The organism is Rhizobium sp. SAFR-030 (assembly GCF_059415005.1).
In genome coordinates, this window is record NZ_JBPFDO010000004.1 from 201,230 (window position 1) to 222,739 (window position 21,510).

Below are 21,510 nucleotides of genomic sequence, written 5' to 3' on the forward strand. Positions count from 1 at the left end.
AGAAACCCGCCGGATCGCTCCGGCGGGTTTCTTATGTCTTCATGTCCATGGTCCGGGTAGCGGATGCCTCAGGGCTTGACCTGATTGGCGCCGCTGAAGCGGTTCGGATCGATTGCCACGGCCGCCGAGACCGGCTTGAACCCGCCGCCATAGCCAGTCGTCACTTCACTGTTGAAGGCGCGCGCAACCAGCCGCGGTGCCTTCATCGAGGCCGCGGTGTCGGTGCGGTTGGTCGCGACAGCCCACTGGCTGAGCACGTCGCCGGTCAGGACCTTGGTATCCGGGTTGGCCGGGCGTCCGCCGAGCTTGGAGACCGCGCCACCCTTCACCACCTTCGTCGGCTGGCTGGCAGGCGCGGTGCGCTTGGGCATGTCGAACCCGTCGTTGAAGACGCGTGCATTGTTGTCGCCGGTTGCCGGCGATGCCAGTGCCACCTGCTGAGGCCGGGCGATAGGCGTCGCCGCATAGGCGGTCGCCGTCTGCGGCTCGGCGCTGCGCGCCAGCTCGGCAATCAGTTCGGGCGTCAGATCCTGCTGGGCAGTGACGGGAGCCGGAGTTGCAGTGGCAACTGCCACATGCGGCGCGACCGCGGGTCTTTCAGCAAACGGTGCCGCGGCGGCAACCTGGACCGGTGCCGCGAGCGCCGCCTGCGGACGCTGTGCCGGAACCGGAACGCTGGCGAGAAGCACTTCTCCAGTGGTCTCGGTACCCAGTGACGCGATCATCGCCGAGGATGGCTCCGCATCGCCCTTCAGCCCGCGTGGACCAAGCAGCGTCGGCACCGGAATTTTCATGCTCGCCAGGTCGACGAAGCTTTCGCCCTCGGGAACAGGCCGGGCAAGCGGCGTCACCGGTGTGGTCGGCATCACAGCCTGCATGGCTTCCTGGGCGGCATTGCGCTGCGGCGAATAGAGAGCGTTGGCGAGCCCGCCGGTTGCAGCGTCGTCGCGGAAGGCAGGTCGCGTCTGCGGAACCGGAGCAGCGATTTCAGGCGCGGCCGTCAGTTCGGCTCTGGGCGGCGTGGCGGCGGCCACCATGACCGGGGCTGCGGCCTCTTCCGAGTCTTCGGCGACAGGCGCGCGGGTAGCCGGGCGCTGCGGCACGTTGGACGGGGCGGCGATGGCATCGGCATCTTCGTCCTCATCGCCGTTGTTGCCGAACAGCATGGCAAACAGGTTGCTCGGCTTCTTCTGCGAGCTCGACGACGGAGCGCCTCCGGCCGTGCTGGCGATCTGGATCGAATCGGCGCCGACGCGGCGCTTGTAATCGGCAACAGCCTGTTCGTAGCCAGGCAGCGGCTTGCCATCGGCCGGCAGGTGCATGGTGTTGCCGTTCGGGAAGATCCGCACCAGTTCCTGGCGCGACATCCGCGGCCAGGCGCGGACGCTGCCGACATCGAGATGCACGAAGGGCGAGCCGGAGGTCGGATAGAAGCCGACGCCGCCGACCTGCAGCCGCATAGCGGTCTCGCGCAGCGTTGCAAGCTTCACGCCTGGGATGAAGAAGTCCATCGCCTTGCCGAGCATGTGCTGGGAATTCTTGGCGACACCCTTGGTGCGCGAACGAAGCGCGCCGTTGGTGGTCGGAGAACGATAGGCGGAGACGACGTGGATGTAATCGCTGGCGCCGACGCGCCGATAGACTTCCCAGACGAGGTCGAACAGCCGCGGATCCATCCGGGTCGGCTCGTTGCGACGCCAGTCGCGCAGGAAGCGGTTGATTTCCTGCAGACCCTTCTGGTCGTAGCGGCCGTTCCGCTTGAAGGTGATCTGGGCGCGCTCGCCAGTATGCACGAAATAGAGCTTGAGACTGCGCGTTTCGCCGGCAGCAGAAGCCGATCCGGCAGGAACGCCGATCATCGTCGCGCATAGCGCCAGGGAAACCAAAGCGGCCGTGGCGCGTTTCACGAGCGAGGCTATGAAGCGGCTCGCCGTGCGCCGTCCGTTGTCACCCGAAGGCGTTGAATCTGCATACTGATATAGCAAGACTTTCCCCGTCCGACAGGCAACATCCGGTGCTGCCTCACATGACCGTGAATTGCGGTGACACGATGGCAAATGTGCCACACATGCACAAGCACTTCTTTCATAGTCAACAAATGCCTACTGAAAGGTTGACGGAAAGTAACCTAGCATAGTCGCCGGGAATTGCACAGACAGACATGAGGTCAGGGGTTCGGAGGCGACGTCGGCTTCACGCCGCCTCTTTCAAAGGGTCGTCGGGGTCAATCCCGTAATCCTTGAGTTTGCGGTAGAGCGTCGAGCGGCCGATGCCGAGCTTGCGCGCCACCTGGCTCATCTGGCCGCGGTAGAATTTCAGTGCAAAGCGGATCAGTTCTTCCTCGACATCGGCAAGCTTGCGGACCTCGCCGGCATCATTGGTGCTGACGATGACGTTTTCCGGTCCATTGAACATCATCTGAGAGCGGGCTGATTCGGAACGTGCTGCGCGCAGCAGGTCCGACATTTCCCGTTGTTCCGCCTCGTCGTAAGACTGCGGTTCGGAAGCGGCGGGCACGGGCGCAGTCGCCAGCAGTTCGAGCGACTGGTAATCCGGAACCTGCGCAGCGATCTGCGGGAAATCCCGTTCCGTCAGTTCGGGACCTTCGGCAAGCACGACGGCGCGGAAGACCGCATTCTCCAACTGGCGGATATTGCCGGGCCAGTCGTAGGCGGTGAGCAGTGCCATGGCGCCTGCACCGACCTGCAGCGGACGCTCGAGCTTCTGCTCGGCGGAAAAGCGTTCCGTGAACACCCGTGCCAGATGCGGGATGTCTTCCTTGCGGCGACGCAGCGCCGGGATGGTGATGGGAAACACGTTGAGCCGATAATAGAGGTCTTCGCGGAACCGACCGGCGCGAACTTCCTCGATCAGATCCTTGTTGGTGGCCGAGATCAGCCGCACATCGACCTTCTGCACCTTGCCGGCGCCGACCGTCTCGATCTCGCCCTGCTGCACGGCACGGAGCAGCTTCACCTGGACGTCGAGCGGCAGATCGCCGATCTCGTCGAGGAACAGCGTGCCGCCGTCGGCCTCCATGAACTTGCCCGTATGGCGATCGGTGGCGCCGGTGAACGCGCCCTTCTCGTGGCCGAACAGGATGCTCTCGACCAGATTGGCCGGGATGGCGCCGCAGTTGACGGTGATGAACGGCTTGTTGGCACGGTCGCCGCCGGCCTGGACGGCACGCGCGACCATCTCCTTGCCGACGCCCGATTCGCCTTCGAGCACGACCGGAATGTTGGACTGTGCCGCGCGGTGCGCGAGATCGATGACGCGCAGCATGTCAGGGCTGGCCGAGACGATGTCGCCGAAGCTGACGCTGGCGCCTTTCGTCTTGCGCACCGAGCGTACCTTGTTCTCGCGGTTGTCGAGCTTCAGAGCATTGGCGATGGAGGCGGCAATACGCTCGGGCGACACGGGCTTGACGACGAAATCGAAGGCGCCGGCGCGCATTGCCTGAACGACCGTTTCGATGCCGCCCTGCCCGGTCTGCACGATGACCGGCGTATCGATGCCCAGTTCGGCTGCCGCCTGGAGGAAACCGAGGCCGTCGAGTTCCGGCATCATCAGGTCGAGCACGATTACGTTGAACTGCCGGCGGTTACGCTTGAGGAACTCGAGCGCGATGCGGCCGTTCTCGGCCACATGCGCAACATGGCCGTGACGTTCCACGGCATTCTTCAACAGGCGACGCTGGACGGGATCGTCATCGACAACAAGAATATGGGCCGTCATGTCTGCTCCGTACTTCAGTACCGTGTCCCACTGCGGGACCCATGGCACCGGTTGTCTCAGATGGGGTTAAACATCCCGTTCTGAGAAACGCTTGCATTTTAACCGTCAGCCGTGAAAACAACCTGTTCGCTTCGAATTGCGTCAACGACGACGACAGAACCTCGATGGGAGACCGATCTTGACAGCTTCAACCACCCTCCTCCACCATCGCCTCGATCGTCAGCGTCTACTGTCGGCCACCGATGCGGCAACCGCCCCCGACGCCGTGCTCGGCGATCTGCCGGTCTGGCGGCTCGAGGATCTCTACCCGTCGAAGGACAGCGACACGTTCCGCAGCGACCTGTCGAAAGCCTTCGACATGGCGAAAGCATTCGAGGCGCGCTGGAAGGGCAGGCTTGCCGAGGCGGCATCGAAGACCGGAGCCGAGGGTCTGGGCGCAGCGATCGCCGACTACGAGGCGATCGACGACCTCGTCGGCCGGATCGGCTCGTTCGCCGGACTCACCTATTTCTCCGACACGTCCAGTCCGGCAAACGGCAAGTTCTACGGCGACGTGCAATCGAAGCTGACCGATCTCTCGGCGCATCTGTTGTTCTTCGCGTTGGAACTCAACCGCATCGAGGATGACGTGATCGATGCCAGCCTCTCGGCCGATCCTCGCACCGCGCATTACGGGCCGTGGATCCTCGACCTGCGCAAGGACAAGCCGTATCAGCTGGACGACAGGCTGGAGCAGCTGTTCCTCGAAAAGTCGATGACCAGTGCTGCGGCTTTCAACCGGCTGTTCGACGAGACGATGGCCGAGCTGCGCTTTGAGGTGAACGGCGAAACGCTGCCGCTGGAGCGGACGCTGAGCCTGCTGCAGGAACCAGAGGAAGAGACGCGCCGGGTGGCGGCGCAGGCGCTCTCCAAGACGTTCGGCGAGAACCTCCGGGTGTTCACCCTGATCACCAACACGCTCGCCAAGGACAAGGAAATCGCCGATCGCTGGCGCGGGTTCGAGGACATCGCCGATTCACGCCATCTCGCCAACCGCGTCGAGCGGCAGGTGGTGGATGCGCTGGCGGCTGCCGTCAAGCAGGCCTATCCGCGGCTGTCGCACCGCTACTATGCGATGAAGGCAAAGTGGCTCGGAATGGAGCAGATGAATTTCTGGGACCGCAACGCGCCGCTGCCGGAGACGCCGAAGGCGCTGATCCCCTGGGACCAGGCAAGAGACACCGTGCTGTCCGCCTATGCAGGCTTCGCACCCGAGATGGCCGATATCGCCCGGCGCTTCTTCGACGAGCAGTGGATCGATGCGCCGGCGCGTCAGGGCAAGGCACCGGGTGCCTTCGCCCATCCGACGGTGCCTTCGGCGCACCCTTATGTGCTGGTGAACTATCTCGGCAAGCCGCGCGACGTGATGACGCTTGCCCACGAACTTGGCCATGGCGTGCACCAGGTGCTGGCCGGGGGTCAGGGGGCGCTGATGTGCCAGACGCCGCTGACGCTGGCGGAGACGGCCTCCGTGTTCGGCGAGATGCTGACCTTCCGGGCGCTGCTGGAAAAGACCACCGACCGGCGCGAGCGCAAGGCGATGCTCGCCCAGAAGGTCGAGGACATGATCAACACGGTGGTCCGCCAGATCGCCTTCTACGATTTCGAACGCAAGCTGCACACGGCCCGCAAGGACGGCGAACTGACATCGGAGCAGATCGGCGAGCTGTGGCTGTCGGTGCAGGACGAGAGCCTCGGGCCGTCGATCCGCATCTCCGAAGGCTACGAGAGCTGGTGGACATACATCCCCCACTTCATCCACTCGCCCTTCTATGTCTATGCCTATGCCTTTGGCGATTGCCTGGTGAACTCCCTCTATGCCGTCTACCAGAACGCCGACAGCGGCTTCCAGCAGAAGTATTTCGAGCTCCTGAAGGCCGGCGGCACCAAGCATCACTCGGAGCTTCTGAAGCCCTTCGGCCTCGATGCCACCGACCCGTCCTTCTGGGACAAGGGCCTGTCGATGATCGAAGGCCTGATCGACGAGCTGGAAGCACTCGACAAGGCTTGATCGCCGGTAGCGATGAGGCTTAAGGCACCGCGGCAGATCGCTTCTCCCCGTCGGCGGGGAGAAGCTGGCGGCAGCCGGACGAGGGGCAGCCGCAACCCGAGAACACCATGCAAGATCACCAGCCCTACGCGCTCTTTCGCGACGATCAAAGCGGCCGGAGCCTCGTCTTCGACAAACCGCGGGAAATTGTCCTTGCGCGGACGGCCGACGAGATTATGCCGGCCCTCGAACGGCTGGAGGCGGCGCGCCGTTCCGGCTGCTGGCTGGCCGGCTATCTGTCCTACGAGGCGGGCCATATCTACGAAGACAAGCTGCGGCACCTGATCGTCGACAACCGCGACACGCCGCTCGTCTGCATGGGGATCTTCGAGAGGCCGCCCGCCGAGGATCATCCCCTCGCCGCTCCGTCTCCAGCGGATGCCGCGCATCCGGCCCGTCTCACCGACGCCGCTCCGGCCTGGGACTTCGAGGCGTACCGGCAGCGGTTCGACCGGCTGCACGACCATCTGCGGCGCGGCGACTGCTACCAGGCGAACCTGACGATGCCGATCACCGCAAGCTGGTCGGGCGATCCTCAGGCACTGTTTCATTCCCTGGTCGCCCGCCAGCCGGTCCGCTACGGCGCGCTGGTCGATCTCGGCGGCCCAGTCATCCTGTCGCGGTCGCCCGAGCTGTTCTTCGCGGTCGATGGCGACGGCTTCATCGAGACCCATCCGATGAAAGGGACGGCAGCCCGCGGCAGTGACCCGGACGAGGACGCCGGGATCATCGCGTCTATGCTGACCGACGAGAAGACGCTGGCAGAGAACCGGATGATCGTCGACCTGTTGCGCAACGACGTCTCCCTCATCAGCGAGGTGGGCAGCCTGTCCGTCCCGAAACTGTTCGAGATCGAGACTTACCCGACCGTCCACCAGATGGTCAGCCACGTGCGGGCAAATCTCCTGCCGCAGATCGGGCTGCCGGAAATCCTGGCCGCCCTCTTCCCCTGCGGCTCGATCACGGGCGCGCCGAAAATGTGGGCGATGCGCATCCTCGGCGAGTTGGAGACCGGGCCGCGGGACGTCTACTGCGGCGCCATCGGCTGGTGCGATCCGGCCGGCCCAATGCGTTTTTCGGTGGCCATCCGCACGCTGACCCTTTTCAACGATGGCCGCGCGGTTTTCAATGTCGGCGGCGGGATCGTCTTCGATTCGAAGGCACAGGCGGAATATGAAGAATGTCTCCTCAAGGCGCGGTTCGCAGTAGGCCAGGCAAGCAGTCGGCAGATTTCCTGTTGATCGAGACCATGCGCTGGGAGCCCGACAGCGGCTTCATTCGACTGGAGCAGCATATGCGCCGGCTCGCCCGTTCGGCCGATGCGCTGGGTTTCCGCCAGCCTGTGGATGCGCTTGAACAGCTGGGGATCGTGGCAAGCGGCGACACGCCTTTGCGCGTCCGCCTGACGATGACCTTCCGCGGCAAGGTCGAGGTGACGGCAACGCCCTTCGTGGCGGAAGAGGCCGGCCGCGTGTGGCGGCTGCGCATCGCCCGGCAGCGCCTTTCCTCCGACGACAGCCTGTTTCGCCACAAGACGACGCGCCGCGAGCCCTACGACGCCGCCCGCGCCGAGTTCGGCAAGGACGAGGCCGACGAGGTCCTGCTGCTCAACGAGCGCGGCGAACTCTGCGAAGGCACGATCACCAACCTGTTCGTGCAAGCCGAGGATGGACAGCTTCTGACGCCGCCCCTCAGTTGCGGATTGCTGCCGGGCGTGCTGCGGGCGGACCTCATCCGCGAGCGCCGGGCACGATCGGAAGTGCTGAAACCCGCCGACCTCAAGGGCCGGCAGGTCTTCGTCGGCAATTCGCTGCGCGGGCTGATTCCCGCGGCCCTCGCCGAACCGGAGTGATCGCGCCTGCGCATCGCGTCCTACCGTTCGCGATAGAGGATCATCCCGCCGTGGTGCAGCACGCCGTCGATGAACTCGCCGTCGGCGGTGAAGCCGGTATCGTCCCAGTAGTCGATGTGGTTGCCGGTCACGACGTAGCGCCCCTGGTAGGCGCTCTGCCGGTTGCCACGCGCCTCGTCGTACCGGCCTGTGGCCAGAAGGTCGTGACGGACGTGCCTGTCTTCGGTGACCCACATCCCGACATAGGGATGGCCGGGCGCCTGGGTTTCGGTCTGGACTTGAGCGGTCATGGGTGCCTCTGCATGGGAAAGCTGGGTAAAGACTGCGCCGAGCGACGCAGATCCAGTGATGATGGCGGCGACGATGATGATCAGCAGCGGCTGGCTCATGGCGCGTTCCCCCCGGCTGGATTTGCGGCGGCGTCGCGTCGCTCGGCAAACAGCTTCGACAGCGCCTGCGAGGCGGCGATCGCCTTCGGGAAGCCGGCCGGTACGGTCACCATGTAGATGACCTCCTTGAGCTCTTCCTGCGGCACGCCGATGTTCAGCGCGTAGCCCGCATGCACCGTCATGAGGGCCGTCTCGCCGATGGCGGCGAAGGCAGCGACGGCCGCCAGCTGCCGCGTCCGATCATCGAGGCCGGGCCGTGACCAGACGTCGCCAAGCGCATAGGCTTCGGTCGCCTCGGCCAGGAACGGGAACTCCCGGCGCATGCCTTCGAGGGTCGGCTGCGCCATGCCGTTGTTGAGGTTGCGGATCACCGCAGCACCCCGTTCCCGCCGCTCTTCGACGGTCTGGGCCGCTGCCGCATCCGGCGTCAGGCTGAGAAACGCAGCGGCGCTCGCCGCTGTCAGATTGGTTCGGATCTGCTGGAGCATGCTAGCCTCCTGTGTGGTTCAATCCTCAGTACTGCGACCGCACCGGTCGAACGACGATCTCGCTGACGTCGACATCGTCCGGCTGCTCGATGGCAAAGCGGACGGCGCGGCCGATGGCATCGGGCTTCAGGGCAATCGCCCGGTAGCTCTTCATGCCTTCAGCAGCCGCCGGATCGGTGATCGTGTCGGCGAGTTCGCTTTCCACGACGCCCGGATGGATGCAGGTGACGCGGATGTCCTGGCGCTCCTGCCGCAAGCCGTCCGAGATCGCCCGCACGGCGTACTTGGTCGCGCAGTAGACGGCGGCGGTCGGCGAGACGCTGAGCGCGCCGACGGAGGCGATGTTGATGATGTGGCCGGATCCGCGCGCGGTCATCTCCGGCAGGACGGCGGCGATGCCGTAGAGCACGCCCTTGATGTTGACGTCGACCATGCGGTCCCATTCGTCGACCTTCAGCGAGGCCATCAGCGACAGCGGCATGACGCCAGCATTGTTGACGATCACGTCGACACGGCCGAATTCCTGACGTGCGGCTTCGACGAAGGCGCAGACGTCGGCGTGATCCGTGACGTCGAGGCTGCGGGTCTGCACCGTGCCGCCTGCGGCGCGGATCTCTTCCGCCAGCGCTTCCAGCCGGTCGGTGCGGCGCGCGCCAAGCACGACGGTCATGCCGGCCCCAGCCAGTTCGCGGGCGATCCCGGCGCCGATGCCGCTCGATGCACCGGTGATGAGAACGATCTTTTCCATGACGTATTCCTTCCACTGTCCCGCGTCTTTGCGGTTGATCGGAAGATAGCCCTCGGCCATTGTCGCGATAAACCATCCATTGTTTTCCGGACTGGAAAGGAAAACTAACCAATGCTGACCGACTTCAACGCCCTTGCGGTGTTCGCCCTGGTCGCCGAGGAAAAGAGCTTTCGGCGCGCCGCGGATCGGATGGGCGTTACTCGCTCGGCCGTCAGCCAGACGATCCGCAAGCTGGAGGCGACGCTCGGCATCGCGCTTCTAAGCCGCACGACACGCAGCCTGGCGCTGACGGAGGCGGGTGAGCGGCTCTATGCGGACGTGGCGCCTGCGCTGTCGGGCATGCAGGCCGCGATCGAGGCCATGGGCAACCTGCAGGGCCGCCCGCGCGGCGTGCTGCGCCTTGCGGTGTCATCGATCGCCGAGAGCTTTCTGTCGGGCGCGCTGCTTGCGGCGTTCGCCGAAGCCAACCCCGAGGTAAAGCTGCACATCACCGTCACCGACGAAGAACTGGATATCGTCGCGGAAGGCTATGATGCCGGCGTTCGGCTCGGCGAAGTCATCGCCCAGGACATGATTGCCGTGCCTGTCTCGGCCAGGCAGCGGCAGCTCGTGGTCGCCGCGCCGGCCTATCTCGAGCGGTTCGGCACGCCCGCTCATCCGCGCGAGCTGTCCGGCCACCGCTGCATCGGCTGGCGGATCTCGCCGCACGTGCCGCCCTACCGGTGGGAGTTTGCCGAGGACGGCAAGGAGTTTTCGGTCGTCGTCGCGGATACCATTACGACGACCGACATGAGCCTGATGATACGGCTCGCGGTTGCCGGTGCCGGCATCAGCTTCGGCATGGAAGAAACCTTCCGCCCGGCGATCCATCGCGGCGAACTGGTCACGGTGCTGGAGGAATACTGCCCCTATTTCCCGGGCTTCTATCTCTACTATCCGAGCCGCCGCAACATGGCACCAAAGCTCAGGGCTCTGATCGACCACCTTCGGCGGCCCGGATGATGGAGATCCGCCTTACTGCGCCGGCTGGCCGTTCGACGCGGAGATGCCGCCGTCGACCGGCAGGTTGACGCCGGTGACGAAGCGGGCGTCGTCGCTGGCGAGAAAGGCGATGACCGGCGCGATATCTTCGGCCTCTGCCGGATCCTGAAGCGCGAACCGCTCGTTGAACTTGGCCAGCAGCGCCTGGTCGCTCATCATCTCCTCGGTCATGTCGGTACGCGTCAGGCTGGGGCAGACGGAGTTCACCCGCACGCCGTCCTTGCCGTGGTCGAGGGCCATGGCTCGCGTCAGGTTGACGACGGCGCCCTTGGCGGCATTGTAGGCTGCCATGCCCCAGTCGCCGCCGGTTCCGGAAACGGAGGCGACGTTGACGATCGAGCCTTTCGCCGTCTTCAGGTGCGGCAGTGCTGCGCGGCTGGCGAAGAACACGCCGTCGACGTCCGTCGCCATCACCTTGCGCCAGTCCTGCGTGGAGGTGTTTTCGACATCGCCTTCGGCATGCACGCCGGCATTGTTGACCAGCACGTCCAGCCGGCCGAACGTTTCGTGTGTCTTTTGCACCATCGCATCCACCTGCGCCTCGTGCGACACGTCGCACTGCTGAACGAGGACGCGTTCGCTGGGCAGGCCGGCGGCAACGCTCTTGAGCTTGTCGGCTTGGCGGCCGACCAGCACCACCTTGGCGCCTTCGGAAGCAAAGCGTTCCGCGGTCGCCTTGCCCATGCCCGACCCGGCTCCGGTGACAATCACCACCTTGTCTTCGAAACGCCTCATCAAACCTCTCCTTTGTGGAAATCCGGTCCCGCCGCCAGCAGGCAGAACCGCATCTCCGGTGGATGGTTCCGCAGCCGGGGCGAAAGCTGCTATGCTGGGCCCACCCGAAAACCTGCCGGCAAGACGAATGAACCATCAACCTGCCTATACACCCTATGACGGCTCCTCGACGCCGTTCACGATCGGTCTCGAACAGCTCTCACCGGAGAACTGGATCGAGCCGGACGCCGATCTTGGCGCCTATCTGGCACAAAAGCATGCGCTGCTCGAAAGCCACCGCGACGAGATCTTTCGCGCCGAGCCCGGGACCGAGGATGCCCAGAGGGAGGTGCTGGATCTCCTGTCGTCCTATCTGGTGGATCATCACCGAAGCCGCTACAGCCGCGACGGAAGCCGGATGCTGATCGCCGGTGCCCATCCGGTCGACCTCGCCGACACATCACTGCCACCGCTGGTGAGGGCCGGCCTCCTCGTGCAGGACGATCTGGTGATCATGCGTCGCAGCGATCGCGGCTGGCGGATCGCCGCCGCCTTCGTCGCCTTCCCCTCCTCCTGGTCTCTCGACGAGAAGTTCGGAAGGTCGATGGACGAGGTGCATGCGGACGTGCCGGACTTCCAGGCCGGAAGCCGCAACGCCGACCTGATCAGCCGGATGTTCGATCGCCTGCCGGCCGATCGGCTGGTCCGGCGGATGAACTGGTCGGTCAACTGGAACGACGCGCTGTTCACGCCGAAGCCGAAGAGCGAGCGGAAGGTGCCCGACCTGCCGCCGGCGGAAAGTTTCCTGCGCATCGAGCGCCAGAGCCTGCGCAAGCTGCCGCTGTCGGGCGACATCCTCTTCACCATTCGCATCTACGTCGACCCGGTCACCATCCTCGCCCGCCAGCCGGACGCGGCGCGGCTGATGCTGTCGCTGGCCGATCAGCTGGAGGCGCTGACGCCGGAACAGGCGGCCTACAAGGGCCTGCTGGCCAAGCGCGGGCCGATGATCGCGATGCTGAGGCAGGAGGCGGAGCAACGAGATATTGTGCAGGATCTGCAATGATCCTGTAGTATTCCGCCTCTTTATTATGACGGTTTTTTGTGATCTAGACCGCCGCCAAGGGCGCGGCGGCCAGCAAACCGTGCCGACAACAGGGCCCTACCTCGATGGCCGGGGGACCGAAGGAGCGACAGAAACATGACTGACCAGACCTACCCGGTTCATGCCGAAATCACCGGCCCCATCGTGATGATCGGCTTCGGCTCCATCGGCCGCGGCACGCTGCCGCTGATCGAGCGCCACTTCAAGTTCGACAAGAGCCGGATGGTCGTCATCGATCCGCGCGAGGAGCCCTCCGACATGGAGATCCTCAAGAAGCACGGCGTCCGTCACATCAAGGAATATGTGACGAAGGAGAACTACAAGGAGCTGCTGAAGCCGCTGCTGACGGAAGGCGAAGGCCAGGGCTTCTGCGTCAACCTGTCGGTCGATACCGGCTCGCTCGACCTGATGAAGATGTGCCGCAAGCTCGACGTCCTCTACATCGATACCGTCGTCGAGCCCTGGCTCGGCTTCTACTTCGACAAGAGCATGAAGAACTCCGAGCGCACCAACTACGCGCTGCGCGAGACCGTGCGCCACGAGAAGAAGAAGAACCCGGGCGGCACGACGGCCGTCTCCACCTGCGGCGCCAACCCGGGCATGGTCTCGTGGTTCGTCAAGCAGGCACTGGTCAACCTCGCCAACGACACCGGCCTGAAGTTCGACGAGCCGGACCAGCACGACCGCGAAGGCTGGGCCAAGCTGATGAAGAAGCTCGGCGTCAAGGGCGTCCACATCGCCGAGCGCGACACGCAGCTCACCAAGCACCCGAAGCCGCTCAACGTCTTCTGGAACACCTGGTCCGTCGAAGGCTTCATCTCGGAAGGCCTGCAGCCGGCAGAACTCGGCTGGGGCACCCATGAAAACTGGATGCCCAAGAACGCCAAGAAGCACAAGAAGGGCTGCAAGGCGGCGATCTACCTGGAGCAGCCGGGTGCCAACACCCGCGTGCGCACCTGGTGCCCGACGCCCGGCCCGCAATACGGTTTCCTCGTCACCCATAACGAGTCGATCTCGATCGCCGACTATTTCACCGTCGAGAAGGACGGCGAAGTCGTCTACCGGCCGACATGCCATTACGCCTACCATCCGGCCAACGATGCGGTCCTGTCGCTGCACGAGATGTTCGGCAATGGCGGTCATCAGCAGCCGGTCCTGCACGTTCTCGATGAGGACGAACTCGAGGAAGGCGTCGATGAACTCGGCGTGCTGCTCTACGGCCACGAGAAGAACGCCTACTGGTACGGCTCGCGCCTGTCGCTGGAAGAAACCCGCCGCATCGCGCCCTACCAGAACGCCACGGGCCTGCAGGTAACCTCGGCGGTTCTCGCCGGCATGGTCTGGGCGCTCGAAAACCCGAAGGCCGGCATCGTCGAAGCCGACGAAGTCGATTACAAGCGCTGCCTCGAAGTGCAGTCGCCGTATCTCGGTCCGGTCGAAGGTCACTACACCGACTGGACGCCGCTCGACGGCCGCCCGGGCCTGTTCCCGGAAGACCTCGACGAGAAGGATCCGTGGCAGTTCAAGAACATCCTGGTTCGCTGAACCGCTTTATCTGAAAAAGGCCCCTCCCAACCCTCCCCACAAGGGGAGGGCTTAACCCGGACGCCGCCCTTGAGCTCCATCCGGGCAGTCACCCGCCCCGGCAGGCCTCGATTTGGGCGGGGCACTGCCTCCGGGTCCTCTCCCCCTTGTGGGGGAGATGGCCGGCAGGCCAGAGGGGGACTTCTTCAGACACATTGACCCCGCATAGCTCAGAACCGTCCGCCGAAATCGCGGGCGGTTTTCTCTTTTGGGGATACTGCCGCCTTTTGCCGGGTCTTCCCAAGCCCGCATCTTGCATTACATGGGTGTCGGGCGGCATGGTTCGCTCACCAAGACCGGACAGCCGAATCGCTGGAGACGAAGTATGAAGATCAAAGTGGGCCTCGCCCTTGTGGCTGCGGCAATGCTGTCGGCCTGTGTGTCATCCCCGCAGCCGAGGCCCGTCGCCCAGACGGCGCCGCAGCGGCAGGGCGTCGAAGGCACCTGGGTCGATCCGAACGGCATCGTCTCGACGTTCCAGGGCGGCACGTTCAGCACCCGCGCGACCGACAACAACGCTCTGCTGGCGAGCGGCACCTACACCCAGCCACAGCCGAGCATCGTCGAGATCAACATGACCTCGCTCGTCCGCCAGACGCAGTCGCGAGTCAACTGCGCGCTCGTCTCGCAGTCGCAGCTCAACTGCACGGCTGACAGCGGCTCGCAGTTCTCGCTTTCGCGACGCAGCTGATCGCTGCACTCCCGCGCATCGTTGCAAGGCCCTGCTCACGCGGGGCCTTTTTCGTTTCGCCGCCTGCGACGGACGAAAATGCTGTCACATTTCAGCTTGAACACGACTTGTGTTGATGAAAGCATGGCATGCAGCAAGACTGTCACATTGAATAATTAAATTGAGGCGGAACGGGCCTTTGACAGCGGCCTGCAAAAGGAGAGTAACGATGAGGAAGAAGACGCTTGGACTGGGTATGCTGACCGCTTCGGCGATCGCATTATCCGCAACCGGAGCGCTCGCCGATTTCGAGCTGAACATCCTTCACATCAACGATTTCCACTCGCGCATCGAGTCGGTCAACAAGTCCGACAGCACCTGCTCGGCCGAAGAAGAAGGCAAGAACGAGTGCTTCGGCGGGGCAGCTCGCCTGCTGACGGCGATCAACCAGACGCGCGACGCCCTGAAGGCCGACAACAAGAACGTCCTGCTGCTCAACGCCGGCGACAATTTCCAGGGCTCGCTGTTCTACACGACCTATAAGGGCGCCACTGAGGCAGAGATGCTCAACGCCATGAAGTTCGACGCGATGACCGTCGGCAATCATGAATTCGACGATTCGGACGACGTGCTGGCCACCTTCCTCGACAAGATCCAGTTTCCGGTCGTCACCGCCAACGTGCTGCCCAGTGCAGCCTCGAAGATCGGCGATCGGATCAAGCCCTATATCGTCCTGAACGTCGGCGGCCAGAAGATCGGCATCGTCGGCGCGGTCACCAACGATACGCCGGACATCGCCAATCCCGGTCCCAACGTCACCATCGCAGACGACATCGCCAAGATTACCGATGCCGTCAAAGCGGTGAAAGCCGAGGGCGTAACCAAGATCATCGCGCTCACCCATGTCGGCTATCCGCGCGACCTCTCCTTCATCGCCAAGGTCCCGGATGTCGACGTCGTTGTCGGCGGCCACACCCACACGCTGCTGTCGAACACGGTGAAGGGCGCCGAAGGGCCCTACCCGACCTGGGTGGACAATCCCGGCGGCTACAAGGTCCCTGTGGTCCAGGCCTTCCAGTACTCGCGCTATCTGGGCGACCTGAAGGTCGTGTTCGATGACGCCGGCGTCGTGAAGTCCGCCGATGGCGAGCCGATCCCGGTCGATTCCAAGTTCACCCCGGATGCCGCCACCGTCACCCGCATCAACGAACTGAAGGCGCCGATCGAGGAGCTGAAGAAGAAGGTCGTCGGCAGCGCCGAATCCGCCATCGACGGCGACCGCCGCAGCTGCCGCGCCAAGGAATGCACGATGGGCAATCTGCTCGCCGATGCGCAGCTCGACCGCGTCAAGGACCAGGGCATCACCATCTCGATCCAGAACGGCGGCGGCCTGCGCGCCTCGATCGATGCTGGCGAGATCACCATGGGTGAAGTGCTGACGGTCCTGCCGTTCCAGAACACCGTCGCCACCTTCCAGATCAAGGGTGCCGACCTCGTCACCGCGCTCGAGAACGGCGTCAGCCAGATCGACGACGGAGGCGGACGCTTCCCGCAGGTCGCCGGCATGAAGTTCTCGTTCGACAAGTCAAAGCCGGTCGGCAGCCGCATCAGCGACGTGCAGGTCAAGGAAGGCGATGCCTTCGTTGCCATGGACCCGGCCAAGACCTACGGCGTCGTCACCAACAACTACGTCCGCGGCGGCGGCGACGGCTACAAGATCTTCGCGACCGCTTCGCAGAACGCCTACGACTTCGGTCCGAACCTCGAACAGGCGACCGCCGACTACCTCGCCGCCCACAATCCGTACAAGCCCTACACCGACGGCCGCATTACCGACCTGACGCCGGCCGATTACAAGCCGGCACCGAAGCCTGCTCCCGCCGCCCCGCCGGCCGGCACCACCGCTCAGGCGCCTGCCGCACCTGCTCCGGCGGCTCCGGCTCCAGCAGCACCTGCCCCGGCAGCACCGGCTCCTGCGGCCCCTGCCCCCACCGCTGCGGCACCTGCCGCTCCGGCAGCACCAGCTCCGGCTGCGACCACCGCTGCTGCTCCCGCAGCACCGGCCGGCCCGAAGACCTACACCGTGGTCAAGGGCGACTCGCTGTGGAAGATCGCCGAAGCGACCTACGGCAACGGCGAGGAGTGGACGAAGATCGCCGGCGCCAACACGCTGCGCAATCCGAACATCATCGCCATCGGCGCCGAGCTGCAGCTTCCGGCGAACTGATTGGCAATCGTCGTCCTTTCATGGACGACATGTCACAACCTGCAGGACGGCTCGGGGCTTCCCCGGGCCGTTTTTTGTTTCTACATAGAACCGTCGGCGAGGCTCTCCCGTAGAACGCTTTGCCCCTCTTCGTTTTCCAGGAATGACTTGATGATGAATGCTTCCGCAGTCCACCTGCCGTCCGACCATCCTGACGTCCGCTTCGGCAAGGTCGGCGTGCTGCTCGTCAATCTCGGGACGCCGGATGGCACCGACTACTGGTCGATGCGCCGCTACCTCGCCGAATTCCTGTCCGACAAGCGCGTCATCGAGTGGTCGCGGGTCTATTGGTACCCGATCCTCTACGGCATCGTGCTCAACAAGCGGCCGCAGAAGGTCGGCAAGGCCTACGAGTCGATCTGGAACCGCGATCTCGACGAAAGCTATCTGCGCACCTACACCCGCAACCAGGCGGAAAAGCTGGCGGAGAGTTTCAAGGACAGCCCGCATGTGCATGTCGACTGGGCGATGCGTTATGGTCAGCCGGCCATCCAGGCGAAGATGAACGAGATGCAGAAGGCCGGCTGCGAGAAGATCCTGCTCTTCCCGCTCTATCCGCAATATGCGGCCGCCACCACGGCCACTGTGAACGACGAGGCGTTCAAGGCGCTGCTGAAGATGCGCTGGCAGCCGGCGCTGCGGACGGTTCCCCAGTACGCCGATGATCCGGTCTATATCGACGCGCTGGCCAACTCGATCGAACAGCACTTGGCCGGGCTCGACTGGGAGCCGGAGGTTGTCCTGACCTCCTATCACGGCATCCCGGTGTCCTACTTCAAGAAGGGCGATCCCTACCACTGCCAGTGCTACAAGACGACGCGGCTGCTGCGCGACCGCCTCGGCTGGTCGAAGGAAAAGCTGATGGTGACCTTCCAGTCGCGCTTCGGGCCGGAAGAATGGCTGCAGCCCTATACCGACAAGACGGTGGAGAAACTGGCGCAGGACGGCGTGAAGCGGATCGCCATCCTCAATCCCGGCTTTGTCTCCGACTGTCTCGAAACGCTCGAGGAAATCGCCGAGGAAGCCGGCGAGACATTCCTCCACAACGGCGGGGAGCAGTTTGCCCACATCCCGTGTCTGAACGACAGCGCCGACGGAATGCGCGTGCTTGAAAACGTCGTGCGGCGAGAACTGCAAGGCTGGCTGTAAGGCTTCGCGCCTCACGCTGTTCTGCGTTCCGGCTGGAGAAGATGCCGGCCCGGCGACAGGCCGGCGGATACCGGCCGCGCCATCAGCGCGGGTTGAGGTGCGGCGGCTCGCCCTGCCTGTTGGCCGAAGTGTAGCGGGAGACGCGATTGCGACCGGCCTGCTTCGAGCGGTAGAGCGCCTCGTCGGCGCATCTGAGCATCTGCTGCAGGCTTTCGCCCGGTGACGCCTCGTAGACGCCGAAGCTCGCCGTGATGCGCCCCTTCATCAGCGGCGGAACGATGGTCCGCTCGAACTGCTTCCGGTAACGGTCGGCAATCGCCAGGCCGTCGCTTTCGCGGGTCCGCGGCAGCATCAGACAGAATTCCTCGCCGCCGATCCGGGCACCGGCATCGTAGCGGCGCAGGTTGTCGCGCACCACCTCGCCGATGGCCATCAGCACGCTGTCACCGACATCGTGTCCGTAATTGTCGTTGATCTCCTTGAAGCGATCGAGGTCGAACAGCACCACGGTCACCGGCACGCCTTCGCGGGCTGCGCGTGCCTGTTCGCTGGCGACGCGCTCGGTGAGAGATCGGCGATTGCCGAGACCCGTCAGTGTGTCGGTCGTCGCCTGGTGCCGGAGCTTCTTCGTCAAACCGTCGAGTTCGGACATGGTGCTGCTGACGGAGCGGGCAAGAACGCCCACCTCATCATTGCGACGAAGCGCGAGACGCACCGGCGTGCCATCGACATGGTAGCGCTCGATGGCACCGACCAGCACCTTCAGGGGCCGGATGAACCACCAAAGGCCGGAGAGGCAGGCAACGGTGCCGACCAGCGTCGCGACAAGCAGCACGGTGACGATCGATACCGGATGCGACGCAAATCCGCTGGCCAGATAGACGATTGCGACAACCAGCGGCAGGTGAATGGCAATGAAGCACATGCCGAAAATCCGGGCCATCAGCGAATTGCGAATAGTGCCCAGTAACAGTTTCGGATTCATTCCGAATATCTCCTTCTGAGAAATCTCAGGCCGACGGACGCTAGGCGCAGACCGCAAACGGAAGGTTAACCGGATCGTTCGGTTTCGATCAAAACTGCGGTCGCCAAGGGCCTTTTCCACAAATCGCTTTCGTTAGCAGCCACTTATCAACCGTGAGGCGTATCAGCCACTTATGGCGCGCCCTACCACGTGCATTGATGCACCGGCCGGCCGGCGAAACCTCTGCTGATGGGGCCGGTTTCGGTAGTAGGCTGTGCCGCAAAGAGACGCACTCTTCCGCAGCCAAACGGACTAGACCTCCTCGGCGCGAAAACCCTTGCCGCCATCCGCGGTGGCCGTTTTCCAGAAATCAGCGTCCTCGTACTGCGTCGGATCCTCGACGCCGGCAAGATGGAAAGCTTCGCGCCGCTCGACGCAGGTGCCGCAGCGGCCGCAGTGAAGCGCGCCGCCCTTGTAGCAGGACCACGTTTCGGCAAACGGCGTGCCGTGCCGTGCACCTTCGGTCACAATGTCTGCCTTCGAACCGGCGACGAACGGCGCCTGCAGCTTAACCTGGGCGTAGCCGTCCAGCGCCTGATCCTGCATCGCCTGAAAGCTGTCGATGAAACCCGGGCGGCAATCAGGATAGAGGAAGTGATCGCCGCCGTGCACCGCGACGGCCACTGCCTCCGCCTGGCCTGCGGCCGCGACCCCGAAGGCGATGCTGAGCATGATCGCATTGCGGTTGGGAACGACGGTCACCTTCATCGTCTCCTCGGCGTAGTGGCCGTCCGGTACGTCGATGTCGTCGGTCAGTGCCGAACCGCTGAGGTGGGCTCCGATCGCGGTGATGTCGATGATCTGATGCGGCACATCGAGGCACTCGGCAGCCCGCGCCGCATAGGCCAGTTCCTTGCTGTGCCGTTGGCCGTAATCGAAGGAAATCAGGCCGACCAGGTCCTGTTCCACGGCAATCTTGTAGGCAAGCGAAACGGAATCCAGTCCGCCGGAGCAGACGACGAGTGTCTTCATGATGGGTGTCCTTGTTTTGACCGGGTAGGCTGCGACCGGTATGGCAGACCATCCTCATAGACGATCGCCACGCCCATGCAAGCTCTGCCAGCAGAGGCCGCCGCCGGTCTCCAGACCTTGCCAATCCCGCCCCGGTTGCCGATGTTAGGGGCAAGCCGCCCGCGCATCTGACGGGTGGCAAAGGGAGTGTTGCCTAGATGTTTTCCGGTCTCGACATCGTCGTCGTCGCCCTCGTGGTGTTCGTCATCCTGGTCCTGTTCGCCGGCATCAAGACCGTGCCGCAGGGCTATCAGTACACGGTCGAGCGGTTCGGCCGCTACACGCGGACCCTGGAGCCGGGCCTCAACCTGATCGTTCCCTTCATCGAGCGGACGGGCGCGCGGATGAACGTCATGGAGCAGGTGCTCAACATCCCGACGCAGGAAGTCATCACCAAGGACAATGCCAGCGTGTCCGCCGACGCGGTGTCCTTCTACCAGGTGCTGAATGCGGCGCAGGCCGCTTACCAGATCTCCAACCTGGAAAACGCCATCCAGAACCTGACGATGACCAACATCCGCTCGGTGATGGGATCGATGGATCTCGACGAACTGCTGTCGAACCGCGAGGTGATCAACGAAAGGCTGCTGCGCGTCGTCGACGAGGCCGTCGGCCCCTGGGGCATCAAGGTCACGCGCGTCGAGATCAAGGATATTCAGCCGCCGCGCGATCTGGTCGAATCCATGGGTCGGCAGATGAAGGCGGAGCGCGAGAAGCGCGCCCAGGTGCTGGAGGCGGAAGGCTCGCGCAATGCGCAGATCCTGCGCGCCGAAGGCTCCAAGCAGGCAGCCGTGCTGCAGGCCGAGGGTGAGCGGGAAGCGGCCTACCGGCAGGCCGAGGCGCGCGAGCGGCTGGCGGAAGCCGAAGCCAAGGCCACGCGCGTCGTCTCCGAGGCGATCGCCGCCGGCGACGTCAACGCCATCAACTACTTTGTCGCCCAGAAATATACCGAGGCGATGGCAGCAATCGGCACCGCCAACAACTCGAAGATCGTGCTGATGCCGATGGAGGCGTCAGCCCTCATCGGCTCGCTGGGCGGCATCGGCGCGATCGCTCGCGAGGTCTTCGGCGACGGCGGCGATGCGGCCGCCAATGCTACGCGCCGGGTGGCCCCGCCCCGTTCGACGCCGGCCGTCAACCCGCTCGACCGCACGCCTCCGGCATCGCGGTCATGATCGCCGATCTGGCCATCCGGCTCGGCCCGTGGGTCTGGTGGATCGTCGGCCTCTGCCTGCTGGCGGCCGAACTCGTGGCGCCCGGCGTCTTTCTCGTCTGGATCGGGCTTGCCGCTTTGGTGGTCGGCGCTGTGTCGCTCATCGCCTGGGAAAGCGCCCTGTGGAGCTGGCAGCTGCAGCTGATCCTGTTCGCGCTGCTGTCGGCGGGGACTACGCTTGCCGGCCGCCGGTATTTCGCAAGCTCGGAAACTTCCAGCGACCAGCCGCTGCTCAATCGCCGCGGTGCCTCGCTTGTCGGACGCACCGCAACGCTTGCCGAGCCGATCCGCGAGGGACGCGGCCGCATCCGGCTCGACGATACCTGGTGGTCGGTCTCTGGGCCGGACCTGCCGGCCGGCATGCGGGTGCGGGTGGCGGAATGGACGGGCAGCGAACTGCTGGTCGAGCCGATCGCCTGAGGCGCAGCG

At 64.4% G+C, this 21,510-nt stretch carries 18 protein-coding genes and 2 pseudogenes; 11 read left to right on the forward strand and 9 right to left on the reverse strand.

The window, feature by feature from the left end; all coding sequences use genetic code 11:
• Positions 1-68: 68 nt before the first annotated feature.
• The 3 genes and pseudogenes from ACR65N_RS13950 to ACR65N_RS13960 all read right to left on the reverse strand — a co-directional run.
• Positions 69-1,985 carry a peptidoglycan L,D-endopeptidase MepK gene (locus ACR65N_RS13950; protein ID WP_440457503.1) on the reverse strand — a complete coding sequence of 639 codons (1,917 nt, stop codon included), beginning with the start codon at positions 1,983-1,985 and terminating at the stop codon, positions 69-71.
• Between the two features lie 208 nt (positions 1,986-2,193).
• A pseudogene (locus ACR65N_RS13955) lies at positions 2,194-2,400 on the reverse strand (helix-turn-helix domain-containing protein); the annotation flags it as partial.
• 146 nt (positions 2,401-2,546) lie between these two features.
• Positions 2,547-3,738: pseudogene (locus ACR65N_RS13960) on the reverse strand (sigma-54-dependent transcriptional regulator); the annotation flags it as partial.
• Between the two features lie 229 nt (positions 3,739-3,967).
• Here ACR65N_RS13960 and ACR65N_RS13965 point away from each other — a divergent pair.
• The 3 genes from ACR65N_RS13965 (at position 3,968) to ACR65N_RS13975 (ending at position 7,679) form a co-directional block, all read left to right on the forward strand.
• A complete protein-coding gene (locus tag ACR65N_RS13965) occupies positions 3,968-5,788 on the forward strand; it encodes a M3 family oligoendopeptidase (protein ID WP_440457763.1) in 1,821 nt (606 codons plus the stop codon).
• A gap of 107 nt (positions 5,789-5,895) precedes the next feature.
• Positions 5,896-7,068, forward strand: a complete 1,173-nt coding sequence (locus ACR65N_RS13970) for an aminodeoxychorismate synthase component I (RefSeq protein ID WP_440457504.1) — start codon at positions 5,896-5,898, stop codon at positions 7,066-7,068.
• A complete protein-coding gene (locus tag ACR65N_RS13975) occupies positions 7,008-7,679 on the forward strand; it encodes an aminotransferase class IV family protein (protein WP_440457505.1) in 672 nt (223 codons plus the stop codon). Before ACR65N_RS13970 ends, ACR65N_RS13975 begins: the two co-directional genes overlap by 61 nt.
• A gap of 20 nt (positions 7,680-7,699) precedes the next feature.
• Here the strand turns inward: ACR65N_RS13975 and ACR65N_RS13980 are convergent, their stop codons facing one another.
• From ACR65N_RS13980 to ACR65N_RS13990, 3 genes are all read right to left on the reverse strand, one after another.
• Positions 7,700-7,969 (reverse strand): Atu4866 domain-containing protein, encoded by a 270-nt coding sequence (locus ACR65N_RS13980; RefSeq protein ID WP_440457764.1) that lies wholly within the window; start codon positions 7,967-7,969, stop codon positions 7,700-7,702.
• A gap of 95 nt (positions 7,970-8,064) precedes the next feature.
• Positions 8,065-8,556, reverse strand: coding sequence for a carboxymuconolactone decarboxylase family protein (locus ACR65N_RS13985; RefSeq protein ID WP_440457506.1), 492 nt, complete (start codon positions 8,554-8,556; stop codon positions 8,065-8,067).
• 25 nt (positions 8,557-8,581) lie between these two features.
• Positions 8,582-9,304 (reverse strand): SDR family oxidoreductase, encoded by a 723-nt coding sequence (locus tag ACR65N_RS13990; RefSeq protein WP_440457507.1) that lies wholly within the window; start codon positions 9,302-9,304, stop codon positions 8,582-8,584.
• A 111-nt stretch (positions 9,305-9,415) separates the two neighbouring features.
• Between ACR65N_RS13990 and ACR65N_RS13995 the strand changes: the two genes are divergently transcribed.
• Positions 9,416-10,306, forward strand: a complete 891-nt coding sequence (locus tag ACR65N_RS13995) for a LysR family transcriptional regulator (protein ID WP_440457508.1) — start codon at positions 9,416-9,418, stop codon at positions 10,304-10,306.
• 12 nt (positions 10,307-10,318) lie between these two features.
• Here the strand turns inward: ACR65N_RS13995 and budC are convergent, their stop codons facing one another.
• Positions 10,319-11,080 carry a meso-2,3-butanediol dehydrogenase gene (gene budC, locus ACR65N_RS14000; protein WP_440457509.1) on the reverse strand — a complete coding sequence of 254 codons (762 nt, stop codon included), beginning with the start codon at positions 11,078-11,080 and terminating at the stop codon, positions 10,319-10,321.
• A gap of 127 nt (positions 11,081-11,207) precedes the next feature.
• Between budC and ACR65N_RS14005 the strand changes: the two genes are divergently transcribed.
• The 5 genes from ACR65N_RS14005 to hemH all read left to right on the forward strand — a co-directional run bounded on the left by ACR65N_RS14005 (position 11,208) and on the right by hemH (position 17,833).
• Positions 11,208-12,125: a heme-dependent oxidative N-demethylase family protein gene (locus tag ACR65N_RS14005; RefSeq protein WP_440457510.1), complete on the forward strand. Its 918-nt coding sequence runs from the start codon at positions 11,208-11,210 to the stop codon at positions 12,123-12,125.
• Positions 12,126-12,260: 135 nt separating this feature from the next.
• A complete protein-coding gene (locus ACR65N_RS14010; RefSeq protein WP_430304532.1) occupies positions 12,261-13,709 on the forward strand; it encodes a homospermidine synthase in 1,449 nt (482 codons plus the stop codon).
• A 364-nt stretch (positions 13,710-14,073) separates the two neighbouring features.
• The gene (omp10, locus tag ACR65N_RS14015; protein WP_430304533.1) at positions 14,074-14,439 is read left to right on the forward strand and encodes an outer membrane lipoprotein Omp10; all 366 of its coding nucleotides are present in this window, start codon (positions 14,074-14,076) and stop codon (positions 14,437-14,439) included.
• 208 nt (positions 14,440-14,647) lie between these two features.
• Complete coding sequence (locus ACR65N_RS14020; protein WP_440457511.1) at positions 14,648-16,645, forward strand: 5'-nucleotidase C-terminal domain-containing protein; 1,998 nt, start codon at positions 14,648-14,650, stop codon at positions 16,643-16,645.
• Positions 16,646-16,798: 153 nt separating this feature from the next.
• Positions 16,799-17,833, forward strand: coding sequence for a ferrochelatase (gene hemH / locus ACR65N_RS14025; protein WP_440457765.1), 1,035 nt, complete (start codon positions 16,799-16,801; stop codon positions 17,831-17,833).
• Positions 17,834-17,915: 82 nt separating this feature from the next.
• Here hemH and ACR65N_RS14030 read toward each other — a convergent pair whose 3' ends face one another.
• Together ACR65N_RS14030 and queC are read right to left on the reverse strand one after the other, a co-directional pair.
• Positions 17,916-18,818: a GGDEF domain-containing protein gene (locus tag ACR65N_RS14030; protein ID WP_440457512.1), complete on the reverse strand. Its 903-nt coding sequence runs from the start codon at positions 18,816-18,818 to the stop codon at positions 17,916-17,918.
• 291 nt (positions 18,819-19,109) lie between these two features.
• Entirely contained in the window at positions 19,110-19,829 is a 720-nt protein-coding gene (gene queC, locus ACR65N_RS14035; RefSeq protein WP_440457513.1) for a 7-cyano-7-deazaguanine synthase QueC, read from the reverse strand.
• 197 nt (positions 19,830-20,026) lie between these two features.
• Here queC and ACR65N_RS14040 point away from each other — a divergent pair, with 197 nt between their 5' ends.
• Together ACR65N_RS14040 and ACR65N_RS14045 are read left to right on the forward strand one after the other, a co-directional pair.
• A complete protein-coding gene (locus ACR65N_RS14040) occupies positions 20,027-21,043 on the forward strand; it encodes an SPFH domain-containing protein (RefSeq protein ID WP_440457514.1) in 1,017 nt (338 codons plus the stop codon).
• On the forward strand, positions 21,040-21,501 hold the full coding sequence (locus ACR65N_RS14045; protein WP_440457515.1) for an NfeD family protein: 462 nt from the start codon (positions 21,040-21,042) through the stop codon (positions 21,499-21,501). The genes ACR65N_RS14040 and ACR65N_RS14045 overlap by 4 nt, the downstream gene beginning before the upstream one ends.
• Positions 21,502-21,510: the final 9 nt, after the last annotated feature.

What these genes read in the sequence shown, in the direction of transcription:
- ACR65N_RS14030 (WP_440457512.1), bottom strand. Translation starts at nt 18,818, where the DNA reads ATGAATCCGAAACTGTTACTGGGCACTATTCGCAATTCGCTGATGGCC.
- queC (WP_440457513.1), bottom strand. Translation starts at nt 19,829, where the DNA reads ATGAAGACACTCGTCGTCTGCTCCGGCGGACTGGATTCCGTTTCGCTT.
- ACR65N_RS13970 (WP_440457504.1), top strand. Translation starts at nt 5,896, where the DNA reads ATGCAAGATCACCAGCCCTACGCGCTCTTTCGCGACGATCAAAGCGGC.
- ACR65N_RS14020 (WP_440457511.1), top strand. Translation starts at nt 14,648, where the DNA reads ATGAGGAAGAAGACGCTTGGACTGGGTATGCTGACCGCTTCGGCGATC.
- omp10 (WP_430304533.1), top strand. Translation starts at nt 14,074, where the DNA reads ATGAAGATCAAAGTGGGCCTCGCCCTTGTGGCTGCGGCAATGCTGTCG.
- budC (WP_440457509.1), bottom strand. Translation starts at nt 11,080, where the DNA reads ATGAGGCGTTTCGAAGACAAGGTGGTGATTGTCACCGGAGCCGGGTCG.
- hemH (WP_440457765.1), top strand. Translation starts at nt 16,799, where the DNA reads ATGAATGCTTCCGCAGTCCACCTGCCGTCCGACCATCCTGACGTCCGC.
- ACR65N_RS13995 (WP_440457508.1), top strand. Translation starts at nt 9,416, where the DNA reads ATGCTGACCGACTTCAACGCCCTTGCGGTGTTCGCCCTGGTCGCCGAG.
- ACR65N_RS14045 (WP_440457515.1), top strand. Translation starts at nt 21,040, where the DNA reads ATGATCGCCGATCTGGCCATCCGGCTCGGCCCGTGGGTCTGGTGGATC.
- ACR65N_RS13975 (WP_440457505.1), top strand. Translation starts at nt 7,008, where the DNA reads ATGTCTCCTCAAGGCGCGGTTCGCAGTAGGCCAGGCAAGCAGTCGGCA.
- ACR65N_RS13980 (WP_440457764.1), bottom strand. Translation starts at nt 7,969, where the DNA reads ATGACCGCTCAAGTCCAGACCGAAACCCAGGCGCCCGGCCATCCCTAT.
- ACR65N_RS13985 (WP_440457506.1), bottom strand. Translation starts at nt 8,556, where the DNA reads ATGCTCCAGCAGATCCGAACCAATCTGACAGCGGCGAGCGCCGCTGCG.
- ACR65N_RS13990 (WP_440457507.1), bottom strand. Translation starts at nt 9,304, where the DNA reads ATGGAAAAGATCGTTCTCATCACCGGTGCATCGAGCGGCATCGGCGCC.
- ACR65N_RS14005 (WP_440457510.1), top strand. Translation starts at nt 11,208, where the DNA reads ATGAACCATCAACCTGCCTATACACCCTATGACGGCTCCTCGACGCCG.
- ACR65N_RS14010 (WP_430304532.1), top strand. Translation starts at nt 12,261, where the DNA reads ATGACTGACCAGACCTACCCGGTTCATGCCGAAATCACCGGCCCCATC.
- ACR65N_RS14040 (WP_440457514.1), top strand. Translation starts at nt 20,027, where the DNA reads ATGTTTTCCGGTCTCGACATCGTCGTCGTCGCCCTCGTGGTGTTCGTC.